11 protein-coding genes and 1 pseudogene are annotated in these 11,250 nt (G+C 67.3%); 2 read left to right on the top strand and 10 right to left on the bottom strand.

Going from position 1 to position 11,250, the window contains the following annotated elements; translation table 11 throughout:
* Positions 1 to 32 precede the first annotated feature (32 nt).
* The 5 genes from AB4Y42_RS08180 to AB4Y42_RS08160 form a co-directional block, all read right to left on the bottom strand.
* The gene (locus AB4Y42_RS08180) at positions 33 to 476 is read right to left on the bottom strand and encodes a hypothetical protein (protein WP_368693883.1); all 444 of its coding nucleotides are present in this window, start codon (positions 474 to 476) and stop codon (positions 33 to 35) included.
* 163 nt (positions 477 to 639) lie between these two features.
* A complete protein-coding gene (locus tag AB4Y42_RS08175) occupies positions 640 to 1,041 on the bottom strand; it encodes a PPC domain-containing DNA-binding protein (RefSeq protein ID WP_368691355.1) in 402 nt (133 codons plus the stop codon).
* A 123-nt stretch (positions 1,042 to 1,164) separates the two neighbouring features.
* The gene (locus tag AB4Y42_RS08170; RefSeq protein WP_368691356.1) at positions 1,165 to 1,485 is read right to left on the bottom strand and encodes a DUF4148 domain-containing protein; all 321 of its coding nucleotides are present in this window, start codon (positions 1,483 to 1,485) and stop codon (positions 1,165 to 1,167) included.
* A 209-nt stretch (positions 1,486 to 1,694) separates the two neighbouring features.
* Positions 1,695 to 3,197 carry a M81 family metallopeptidase gene (locus AB4Y42_RS08165; protein WP_368691357.1) on the bottom strand — a complete coding sequence of 501 codons (1,503 nt, stop codon included), beginning with the start codon at positions 3,195 to 3,197 and terminating at the stop codon, positions 1,695 to 1,697.
* Between the two features lie 75 nt (positions 3,198 to 3,272).
* Entirely contained in the window at positions 3,273 to 4,562 is a 1,290-nt protein-coding gene (locus AB4Y42_RS08160; protein WP_368691358.1) for an MFS transporter, read from the bottom strand.
* 131 nt (positions 4,563 to 4,693) lie between these two features.
* Here AB4Y42_RS08160 and AB4Y42_RS08155 point away from each other — a divergent pair, with 131 nt between their 5' ends.
* The gene (locus tag AB4Y42_RS08155; protein WP_368693882.1) at positions 4,694 to 5,611 is read left to right on the top strand and encodes a LysR family transcriptional regulator; all 918 of its coding nucleotides are present in this window, start codon (positions 4,694 to 4,696) and stop codon (positions 5,609 to 5,611) included.
* Positions 5,612 to 5,632: 21 nt separating this feature from the next.
* On the opposite strand, the gene AB4Y42_RS08150 is transcribed toward AB4Y42_RS08155, so the two are convergent.
* From AB4Y42_RS08150 to AB4Y42_RS08140, 3 genes are all read right to left on the bottom strand, one after another.
* Positions 5,633 to 6,751: a WD40/YVTN/BNR-like repeat-containing protein gene (locus tag AB4Y42_RS08150; RefSeq protein WP_368693881.1), complete on the bottom strand. Its 1,119-nt coding sequence runs from the start codon at positions 6,749 to 6,751 to the stop codon at positions 5,633 to 5,635.
* Between the two features lie 58 nt (positions 6,752 to 6,809).
* A complete protein-coding gene (locus AB4Y42_RS08145; protein ID WP_266228259.1) occupies positions 6,810 to 7,079 on the bottom strand; it encodes a MoaD/ThiS family protein in 270 nt (89 codons plus the stop codon).
* A 162-nt stretch (positions 7,080 to 7,241) separates the two neighbouring features.
* On the bottom strand, positions 7,242 to 8,045 hold the full coding sequence (locus AB4Y42_RS08140; protein WP_368691361.1) for a hypothetical protein: 804 nt from the start codon (positions 8,043 to 8,045) through the stop codon (positions 7,242 to 7,244).
* A gap of 157 nt (positions 8,046 to 8,202) precedes the next feature.
* Between AB4Y42_RS08140 and gcvA the strand changes: the two genes are divergently transcribed.
* Positions 8,203 to 9,132 carry a transcriptional regulator GcvA gene (gcvA, locus tag AB4Y42_RS08135; RefSeq protein WP_368693880.1) on the top strand — a complete coding sequence of 310 codons (930 nt, stop codon included), beginning with the start codon at positions 8,203 to 8,205 and terminating at the stop codon, positions 9,130 to 9,132.
* A 20-nt stretch (positions 9,133 to 9,152) separates the two neighbouring features.
* Here the strand turns inward: gcvA and AB4Y42_RS08130 are convergent, their stop codons facing one another.
* Both AB4Y42_RS08130 and AB4Y42_RS08125 read right to left on the bottom strand, forming a co-directional pair.
* On the bottom strand, positions 9,153 to 9,959 hold the full coding sequence (locus AB4Y42_RS08130) for a sulfite exporter TauE/SafE family protein (RefSeq protein ID WP_368693879.1): 807 nt from the start codon (positions 9,957 to 9,959) through the stop codon (positions 9,153 to 9,155).
* Between the two features lie 70 nt (positions 9,960 to 10,029).
* A pseudogene (locus AB4Y42_RS08125) lies at positions 10,030 to 11,163 on the bottom strand (cysteine desulfurase family protein); the annotation flags it as partial.
* Positions 11,164 to 11,250 lie beyond the last annotated feature (87 nt).

Raw genomic sequence — 11,250 nt, 5'->3', positions numbered from 1 at the left:
CGGCAGGCGGCAAGGCCGCGCGGCCGGGTACGTCAATCGGCGGTGTGGATAACGGGTGTGACAAGCGGTTCGATCTGCGCGGCTTGTGTGTCTTGCGCGCTCCCGCCGGCGGGTGGCTTCGCCGGCGAGCGCACGGCGTTCGCGGGCAAGGCGACGCCGGCGTTTGCCATGCTGTTCGCACTATCTGGGAGATTCGATGCGCCCGCATCCGAGGCCAGCGTAAAGGCATTGGCCAACTGCGGGCGCGGTGGCGTGCTGCCCGGCTGCGCTTGCGCGAGTTCGCGTGCGGCGTTCGTGGTGAGCGCGGCGCGCGCGTCGCTATCGCGTGCGCTGCATGCGTCAAGCGCACACAGCGCGGCTGCGCATGCAAGCAGCATGGCGGGCGCACGCATCGTCGTGAATGTAGCGGGCAGGCTCAAGCGTCTGCGCGACGCGCCTTGCCATGGCAAGCGCGCCAGCGCGGATTCGACCGTCATCGAAGTCTCCGTCCAGATAGAGGCACAACAACGGCTCGAGGAGCGGCCCGAGCGGGGCCTCGCGCGCAGCACAGACAGCGGCGAGGCAACGCCGAAGCATAGCGATGCCGCTTTTAAATTTTGTGACGGTGCGAGGGTTCGCTCGAAGTGCGGCGCAGGCGGATCAGCCTGGCGCGTTGCGGATCTGCAGTTCCGGGTAGCCGGTCGCGGAATCGAGTTCGCGTGAGAAACGATGGCCGGGCAGCAGCACCAGCAACAGTTCCGCCGTGGTGCGCACGATGCAGCCGCGCGCAACGTGGCCGCCGGTCACGCGGCCTTGCGCGTCGGACACGGACATGTGCAGGTGGGCGCCATCGGGCGACACCGAGCCCGCGAGCGTGAGGATTTCGAGGTCGCCGCGAAGTTCGGTCGGCGTTTCGGCGCCGGCGAAGCGCAGCTGCGCGACGCTCAGGCTGCCGATGCCCTGCATGACGAACGCCGCATGCGAGGCTTGCTGGCCCAGCAAGCTTTCGACGGCGGCGCGCAGATCGTCGCCGGGAGACAGCCGTACGGGATGGATTTGCATGCTGGCCTCGGGGTCGTCGTATCCGGCACAGGTTAGGCCGGAGCGAAGCACGAGGCAAGTCGCGACATGGGCAACGGCCCGCTCGAGGCGGGCCGCTCCTGCATTCGCGCCTTCACGCGCCGATCACTGATGCGCGTAGATCGAACCGAAGCCGGGAATGTCGTGCGGCGCCGCAGCCGTGGCCGCGCCCGCCGCCGACGAACCATTCGCCACGCCGCCGAACGCCGAAGCCACCGCGCCGCTCTGCGCACTCACCTTCGCTTCGGCAGCCTCGATGTGCTGCGGATAGTCGTTGTAGTCGGCCGCCGGGTTGTAGCCGGCCTTTTCGAGTTGCACCAGTTCGGCGCGGACCTGGGCACGCGTGAGCGGCTCGGCCGACTGCGCGAAGGAGACGACGGGAACGGCGACGACAGCGGCAACGATCAGCGACTTGATGAGTTTCATGGTATCCACCTGTAAGCAATGAGTTGGTTCGGACCACGATGGCGTGGCTCGCGCGTCCAGTCTTTTTCGATGTCTCTGGTGCGACGTCGCTGACTGGCATGGGTGTATTTGAACCCCCGCACGTATCCCGCTTGTTTCCGCGCACCCCTGCTTTTGCAAGCCTCCTTGTCCATCGGCGCGGTGGATACACAACGATACAAAACCCCTCGCTACTCCCGCATTTCGCTCAGCGACACCCCGTTCGGTCGCAGGCGCAAGCGCGTATCGATGCGCTGCCACGGCAGGTCGGCGGGGTCGGCGGCCATGGGGCCGGGCGCCTTCGCCACGAGATGCGCCGAGGCGATGGCGTCGAAATCGGCGCGATAGTGGACCGAACTCTTGTTCACCAGAATCTTCATGCGCTCCGGTTCGATACCCGCTGCGCGATACAGATTGCGGTCGAAGATCTGCATCTTCACGGAGCTGACCGCGATCCGCACGCCGTCGATGCGCAGGCACGCCACCGGCCCGATTTCAGTCCACATGCCGTTCATCATCGGGCCGTCGAAACGAACACGGCCATCGGCGAGGTGCTCCACGACGAAGCGCCCGGCGAGCGGCGCGTCGCCGGGCACGCCCGTGCCGCCCGCGAGCGCCAGCTCGATCGTCGCGCCCACGCCCGCCTCGTGCGCCTTCGCGGCCGCCTGCGGGTCCCAGATCAGGCCCACGGCCGCGTCGCGCGCGCCCTGGCGCAACAGCGCACGCACGAGGCCCATCGTGTTCGAATCGCCGCCCACGCCCGGATTGTCCTGGGTGTCGGCGATGATTACCGGCTGCGTGGCGTGGTCGGCGAGGCGCATGGCTTCGCGCACGGCGGCGTCGGGGTCGAGAAAGCGCACTTCCCAGTCGCGCTCCTGCTCGACGACGGCCGAGGCCAGTTCGTTCACCGCTGCAATGACGGCGGCTTCATCGAAGCCGTAACCCCACACGGCCGCGCCGCATTCGGGAAAATCAGAGGCCGGAAAACCCGGCGCGAACGAAAGCGAGACGACCGAATCGTCCTCCAGCTGCGCGAGATGGGCGTAGGTGCCGCGCGCCGGTTCCGCGAGCGTGCACATGCCGTTCACGGGAATCAGGAACGGAATGCGGCGCACGTAGCGCTTGAGCCTGCGCCCGGGGTCCGCGAAGAGGCGCGTGAGGATCTGCGCGGCGCGCGCGCCCGTTTCGGCCATGTCGACGTGCGGATACGTGCGATACGCGACCATGGCGTCCGCGTGCGTGAACATCTGCTCGGTCACGTTGGCGTGCAGATCGAGTGAGACCACCACGGGCATCTCGCGGCCCACGATGGCCCGCACGCGCGCGAGCAGCGCGCCCTCGCCGTCGTCGAGATGCTCGGTGACCATCGCGCCGTGCAGGTCGAGATAGATCGCGTCGAAGCCGCCGCGCCGCACGGCATCGACGATTTCGCCGGCAATGCGCTCGAACGCGTCTTCGGTCACGTGCGCGGAAGCGCTCGCCCCGGCCCAGATGACCGGCACGAGCGTATGGCCGGCCGCTTCCGCCGCCTGGATGAAGCCGCCGGCGGGCACGTTCACGTCGCGCAGCGAGAGCACATCGGCGCCGCGCGTGAGCGGCGGAAAGCCCTCGCCCTGAACGAAGCTTTGATAACTGGCTTTCGTCGGGGCGAACGTGTTGGTTTCGTGCTGGAAGCCCGCGATGAGAATCTTCATTTTCCTTTACCTCACTTGCATAGGATGACTGATCAAACCGGTTTCGTGCCGTGCCTTGAAGGCAGCAACGTACGTTCAGGGCTTCGCGCCTGCGAGCCTGACCGAAAGAATCAGCAGCGCGCCGACGAGCGACACGCCCGCCATGGCGAGCAGCGCCGGCTGCAGGCTGCCGGCCGCCGTCTTGATCCAGCCGATCGCCGCAGGCCCCCAGAATCCGCCGGAAAGCCCGATGGTGTTGATGAGCGCAATGCCGCCCGCCGCGGCCGGCCCCTTGATGTACTCGGGCGGAATCGCCCAGAACACCGTGTAGGCCATCCACAGCGCCATCGTCACGAGCGTGAGCAGCGCGAGCGTGGGCGCCAGGTGATTGCCCGTGGCCGCGCACAGCGCGAAAAGCAGCGCGGCGACCGCGGCCGGCACGGCGCAGTGAAAGCGCCGCTCGCCGAGCCGGTCCGAACGGCGGCCCATATAAAGCATGCCCACTGCTGCCGCGACATACGGAATCGACGTGTACCAGCCCAGCGTGATCAGATTGCTCACGCCCTGCGCCTTGAGAATGGCGGGCAGCCAGAAGCTGATGGCGTAAATCGACGCGATGATGCAGAAGTACGCAAACGCGAGCACATAGACCTTGCGATCGCGCAGCACGCTGCCGAACGAGGTGGCATGGGCCTCGGGCGCGCCGACTTCGGCTTCGATCTGGCGCTTTTCGGTGTCGCTCAGCCACGCCGCGTCGGCCGGACGGTCGGGCAGATAGAGGAACGTCGCGATGCCGAGCACGATGCACGGCAGGCCTTCCACGAGAAACATCCATTGCCAGCCCGCAAGGCCCGCCTTCCCCGCAAGCGTGCTCATGATGGCCGCCGAAACCGGGCCGCCGACAATGCCGCCGATCGGGCCGGCCAGAAACACCATTGCAATGGCGCGCGCCATGCGCGAGGGGCCGTACCAGCGCGAGAGATAGAAGATCATGCCCGGCGCAAAGCCCGCTTCGAACACGCCTAGCAGGAAGCGCATGGCGTAAAACGCGGGCACGCTGCGCACGAACAGCATGCACGCCGACGTGATGCCCCACAGCACGAGAATGCGCCCGAAGGTCTTGCGCGCCCCGATCTTCGGCAACAGCAGGTTGCTCGGCAATTCGAACAGCACATAGCCGATGAAGAAAATGCCCGCCCCCACGCCATAGGCCGCATCGGAGAAGCCGAGGTCGGTCTGCATCTGCAGCTTGGCAAACCCGACGTTTACACGGTCGAGGTAAGCAAACAAATAGCAGATCAGCAGAAACGGCAGCAAGCGCGCGTTGATCCTGTTGTAGAGCGCGGAAGCGTCGAGGCTTCTCGCGCGGGGAAGAATGGCGGCCATGTCCTGTCTCCTGTCTGGTTTGCGTCCTGCGCAATACCATCCTGGCCAGGGCAAACTTCGCTAGCAAGAGCAACAAAGTTCACATATCGTTCTTTTTTCGGCAACAGTCCGTTTACGCGAATGAGGGCGCGATGCGCGAAATCAATCAGCAGCGGCTGCGTTATTTCCACGAGGTGCTCACGCACGGCACGATCCGCGGCGCCGCGGACAGCCTGAACACCTCCCCCTCGGTCATCACGCGGCAAATCAGGCTGCTGGAAGACGAACTGGGCGCGCAACTGTTCGAGCGCCAGGCGCGCGGCGTGAAGCCCACCGAAGCGGCGGCGCATCTGCTGGAGTTCTGGCGCGGCTATCGCGCGCAGCAGGAGAAGTTCGAGGACCAGTTACACGCGTTGCGCGGGCTCCAGCAAGGCCGCGTGGATCTGGCCGTGAGCGAGGGCTACGTGGATGCGCTCGTCGCCGAGGTCGTCACGCCGTTCTGCGCGCACTATCCGAAGCTCGACGTGAGCCTCACGATGCTGCCCGTCGACGACGTTCTCAATGAGGTCGCCGAGAGCCGCGCGCATATCGGCCTCGCGTTCAATCCGCCGCCGCACGAGCGCATCGAGTACCGCGCGAGTTCAGCGCAGCCCGTCGTGCTGCTGGTGCGCCGCGACCATCCGCTCGCGCGGCGGGGCACGCCTGCGACGATCGACGACCTGCTCGCGTGGCCGCTCGCGTTGATGCCGAGCACGTTCGGCATCGGGCATCTCGCGAACATGCTGGCGTTCGCGGAGAACGTCGAGATACGCGCGACGCTCACCACGAATTCGCTGACCGCGCTCAAGCGTTTTGTCGCCGTGGAAAACTTCGCGACGCTGATCGGCGAGTTCGCCGCCGCGCGCGAGATCGAGGCCGGTGAACTCGTGACCGTGCCGATCGATCACACGCTCTTTCGCGGCACCAAGGCGCGCGTGCTCGTGAAGTCGGGGCGGCCGCTCGTGGCGGCCGCGCATGAGTTGCTCGACTGGATCCTGCAGCGCATGACGATGTTTCAGCCCGCGGGATAACGGCGGGCGGGAAGACGTCGGTCACCCGAACCGCACGCAATACACCGGCGGCAAGTGCGCCGAAACGAGTCGCCAGTTTTCGCCGCCGTCGTCCGAGGTCCAGAGCGCGCCCGTGGTCGAGCCCATGGCGAGGCGCGTGCCGGAGTCGTCGATATCGAGTCCGTGCCGGTAGACGAGGTCGTACGCCGGGGCCGCCGGCAAGCCGTTCGAGAAGCGCTCGAAGGTGCGCCCGCCGTCGCGCGTGCGCGTCACGACGAACCGGCCATCCACGGGAACGCGGTACTGGTCTTTTTGGGCCGGCACGAACCACGCGGTATCGGGCTCGCGCGGATGCACCACGACCGCGAAACCGAAGCTCGACGGCTGCGCTTCGATGCGCCGCCAGTGGGCCGCGCCATCGGTCGAGCGGAAGATCGCGCAGTGATGCTGGGTCCACAGCACATCCGGATTCGCCGCGCATTGCACCACGCGGTGCGGGTCCTGCGCGTTAGGCTCGCCGCGCCGCTCGGGCGGCATGTAGTCGGCTTCCATGCCCTCGGCCGTGAGGCGCCAGCTTGCGCCGCCGTCGCCGGTCTGCCAGACGCCGCCGCACGACACGCCCACCGTCACATGCTGGCTGTCGCGTGGATCGACCATCACCGAGTGAATGCCCGGCGCGTCGTAGCCGCCGCCCGCCCATTCGCGCCGCTCCGGGCGGTCCCACAGCGGCCGGTTGAGTTCCCAGCTGGCGCCGCCGTCGCCGGAGCGAAACAGGCCGCCAGGGATCGTGCCCGCCCACAGCACGCCCGGCTCGTCCGCGCCGCCCGGTTCGAGCGACCAGATCTGCTGGAGCGACCACGGCGCGGGCAGCCGGCCCAATGCGTCCGGCTCGCTGGCCGCAATCTCCTCCGCAGGCTGTGGCGGATAGACGGGCACCGCGCATTCTTCCCAGTCCGCCACGCCCGCACGCCGGCGATGCAGCTTCACGCCGAAGTGGCCCAGGTTGAGTGCGGCATAGAGCGAGCCGTCGCGCGCGTCGGGCATCACCATGCTCACCGGCTCGCCGACGAATTCGGGTTCGCCGATTGTCCAGCCGCCCGCTCCATCGGCTTGCAGTACGAACAACCCCTTGCGGGTTGCGACCAGCAGTCGATCGCTCATCTCGTGTGCCCTCCTGTCGAGCCAGAGTCAGCGCTCTGGTCCCATGCAAAGCGGCGGCTCATCCGCCGGACAGCGCCTGCACGACGTACACGCGGCTCTGCTCGCCGAGCGCGTCGCTCAGATGCTCCCGGTCGCGCAGGCGAACGCCGTCCACGAACACCGCCAGATGCTTACGCAACGCGCCCTGATCGTCGAGGATATAGCCGCGCAAACGCGGCTGCTCGGCAAACACGGCATCGAACGCTTCGCGAAGCGTGTGCGCGTCGATCTCGCGCTCGGGCGTCGCGACGTGCCGCTGAATCGAAGCTGCGAAGAAGAGGTGCGCCATGGCGGGCCGACGGTGCGGAAACGGCCGCATCCGCCGGTTCTGTAGTGTAGGCCATCCGCCGTGGGCGTCGAGTCGTTGGCGCGGCCCGCAGCCAACGTCCCGCGATGCGGCGCAGCACGCGCGGCGCGGCCCGTCCAGGCCCGCCGGATGTAAAGCCGGCCGTTACGGCGCGCTGCCTTCGGGCTTGGACTTGCCGTGCAGGCACGGTGTCGGCAGGCGCATGCGATACAGGGAAATCGCCTGGATCGTGAGCACGCAGAGAATCGCGGTCCCGTAGGCCGCCAGCAGATTCCAGTGCGTGAGCGTGAGGCTCAGCACGAAGAAGAACGACGCGAAGCCCAGCAGTCCCGTGGTCATGCCGCGCATCAGTTGCTGCGCTGCCTCATGACCGATCAGACGGTGCGCGAACACCGCGAGAATGATCGCCATGAACGGGAACGACGCGAGCACGCCGCTCGCCTCGGGTCCGACGTAAGGCGCGATCAGTGTCACGCTCACCACGAGACCGGCGATGAGCACCATGCGCGACGGCAAATCCCACCACGGCGGCGTGAGGCGCACCGTTCTTGCCGGCTTGTTGGGAATCAGGTTGAGCGCAAGAGCAATGGCCAGAATGGCGAACAGATAAAGACCATGCGTAGGCAGCGCGCCCCATTGCAGCACGAGGGCCACGAGGGCGAACGTGGCGCCTGCACCCGCCAGCGCCACCTTCCACCCGCGCGCCGCGAGCCGGCAATAGACGACGCAAAACGCCGCCTGCGCAGCCGTTGCGACGAGCGAACCCGCCGTCGCTTGCGCGGCGAACGCCGGTCCGTGCTCCAGCGCGAGAAAAACCGAGACCGGCCCCGAGGTGAGCGGCAGCCCCACGAGCAACCCGCCGACCGCTTCGCCCCAGCGGCGAGCGGCGAGACTGGCGGCCAACAGCAACAACGGCGTAAAGACGAGCTTGAAAAGCAGAAGATCCATGATGAGCGACGCAATGCGGAAAATGCCAACTGTCAGGAATGCGCCGCGGGCGTAGCACGGGTTACGTTACGTCCTGCGGCTTTATGCCCATATTGAAGCCCGTCAACGTGGCTGACAAACCATTTGTCGTCATATAATGCGTGAGCAAAACTCACACGTGACACACCTACCCGGCTCCATGTTCGACCGCCTTCCCCCGCTGCAAACCCTGCGCGCCTTCGAGGCCACCGGGCGGCTCCTCAGCATGACGCTGGCGGCGCAGGAGCTGCACGTCACGCATGGCGCCGTGAGCCGGCACATCAAGACGCTCGAAAGCCATCTGGGCGTGGCGCTGTTCCAGCGCCTCACGCGGCGCATCGTCCTGACCGAGGCGGGCGCCGAGTTCCTGCTGGCCGTGAACCACGCGCTCGCCGAACTGACCAAGGAGTCCGAGCGCCTGCGCACGCACGACAGCGTCACGCGCCTGAAGATCAACGCCAGCGTGTCCTTTGCGAACCGCTGGCTGGCGCCGCGCCTGCCTCGCCTCAAGGCCCGCCATCCGGAACTCGACGTCCACCTCGACGTGACCGACAAATACGTCGATCTCAACGACTCGGATGTCGACGTGGCGATTCGCTACGGCAGCGGACGCTATCCGCGCGTGCTGGCCGAGCGCATTCTCGACGAAACCGTGACGCCGGTTTGCAGTGCTGACTATCGGGCGAAGATGGGCGGCCTGGCATCGGTCGAGAGCCTCGCGCGCTGCACCTTGCTGCACGAGGGCGGCATGCTCGCGAACTGGGAACAATGGCTGGCGCTGGCGGGATTGAGCGGCGTGCGCAGCGATCGCGGCACGGCCTACAGCCACGGGAGCCTCGCGATCGAGGCGGCGATCCGCGGAGAAGGTGTCGCGCTGGGGCGCAGTGTGATCGTGGCGGATGACATCGCGGCCGGCCGGCTCGTCGCGCCGTTCCCGCAGTTGCGTCTCGAGTCCGAGCGCGGCCATGACCTCGTCTATCGCATCGGCAGCCGCGACGACCCCGAGGTGCGCGCCGTGCGCGACTGGCTCGCCGACGAAATCCGCGTCTTTCTCGCCGAGGCCGGTTGAGCGCGAATCAAGCGCAAGGCTCAGTAGCCGAGTGCCACCTTGGCGAGCATGCCGCACGCCACGCACACCAGAATGGCGGCGAAGCCCATCTGCGTATGCCGCGAGGAAACGCGGTGCGAAAGGTGACGCCCCAGCATCATGCCGGCGACGGTCGCGACGCTGAACCACAGCGTGAGGTCGAGCCGCAGCGGCACGCCGTGCAGCACCGTCGCCGCCACGCCGCCGGAGCCCACGAGCGCGATGACCATCAGCGACGTCGCGACGATGCCGTGCATGGAAATGTTCGTGAGCTTGCGCAGCATGGGCACGATGATGAAGCCGCCGCCCACGCCGAGCAGGCCCGTCATGAGACCCGTCAACGCGCCGGTCGAGGCCAGCGCGAGCGCCGTCGCACTCGACCACACGAGGCGGCCGGTGTCGGGATTGACGCGGCCCACGCAAAGCGGCGACGCTTCGGGCAACGCGCGCTTTTTCCCGATGGTCTGACGCAGCAGCCGCACCGCCACGAACAGCATCACGCCGGCAAAGAGCGCGAGCAGCAGGCGTTGCGGCATGGCCTGCGCGAGGCGCACGCCGAGCCACGTGGTCGGCACGCCCGCGAGCGCCATGCAGAACGCCGCGCGATAGCGCACGAGACGCTTGCGGAAGGCTTCGAGCGCTCCGATCCCGGCGCTGCTCGCCACGGCGATCAAGGCGACCGGCGTGGCCTGCTGCATGGGCCAGCCCAGTCCCACCACGATGGCTGGCACGGCCAGAATGCCGCCGCCCGCGCCCGTGAGTCCCAGCATTGCGCCGATCATGGCGCCGAGTACGAGTGAAACGATCATCGGGTATCGATGTTCATCGTGACCTTGTCCGTCAGGCTCAGGCGGGCACAGCGGCCGGCAGACACGGCGCCACGGCGCGACGAATGCAGTCCACCGCGAAATCGACGTCTTCCGGCTTCGTGAAGCGCCCGAGGCTCAGGCGCACCGTGCGATTTGCCGCCTCTTCGCCAACCCCGATGGCCGTGAGCACATGCGACGGCGTGCCCGCCGCCGAGTTGCAGGCCGAAGTCGACGAGATCGCAAGGTCGCCGGTCAGCAGGAACGGGAAGAAGCCCGGCAGATCGATCGTGAGGCTCAGCATGTGGGGAATGCGCTGCGCGCGCGCGGCGTTGAGCGTGACGCCCGGGAACGTGAGCACCTCGGCCAGCAGGCGCTCGCCCAGCCGCGCAATGCGCTCGCTGTCCGCTTGCAGCGCTTCGCGCGCAATCACGCACGCCACGCCCATGCCGACGATCTGATGCGTGGCCAGCGTGCCCGAGCGCAGACCGCGCTCGTGGCCGCCGCCATGCATCTGCGGCGCGATGCGCTCGAACGCCTCACGGCTCACATAGATCGCACCGATGCCCTTCGGCCCGTAGACCTTGTGCGCCGACATCGAAAGGAGGTCGATGCCCATCGCCTTCACGTCGATGGGCGTCTTGCCGAGCGCCTGCGCCGCATCGACGTGCAGCAGCGCGCCGGCGGCATGCACCACGCGCCCAATCGCCGCGACGTCCGTGAGCGTGCCCAGCTCGTTGTTGACCAGCATGAGCGAGACGAGCCCGGTGTCGGGCGTGAGCGCGGCGGCCACGGCCTGCGCCGTGATTTCGCCGTGCGCGTCCGGTGCGAGCCGCGTGACGGTCATGCCGCGCGCTTCGAGGCTCGTCATGGTATCGAGAATGGCCTTGTGCTCGAGCTGGCTCGTGATGAGATGGCGCTTTTGCGTCGCGCGGTCCGCATAGCCCTTGAGCGCGAGATTGTTCGACTCGGTCGCGCCGGACGTCCAGACGATCTCTTCTGCATCGGCGCCGATGAGCGCCGCCACATCCTTGCGCGCCTGCTCGACGAGCCGCCGCGCCCGCTGGCCCGCGCCATGCGAGCTGGAGGCCGGGTTGCCGAAGTCGCCTTCCATGCCCAGACAGCCGAACATCGCCTCGATCACCCGCGGGTCCGCCGGGGTGGTCGCGGCATAGTCAAAGTAACGCAAATCGCCCTTCTCGCTCATCTTCGTTTCTCGCACAACGGAATTTCGAAAAATGCTACGCGTCGGGCGCTAAAAAATGGTTCCAAAATTAAGCGGATTCTCCAAAGG

It is taken from the genome of Paraburkholderia sp. EG286B (assembly GCF_040965655.1).
Taxonomy (GTDB): Bacteria; Pseudomonadota; Gammaproteobacteria; order Burkholderiales; family Burkholderiaceae; genus Paraburkholderia.
This window is presented reverse-complemented; position numbering and strand designations above follow the sequence as displayed.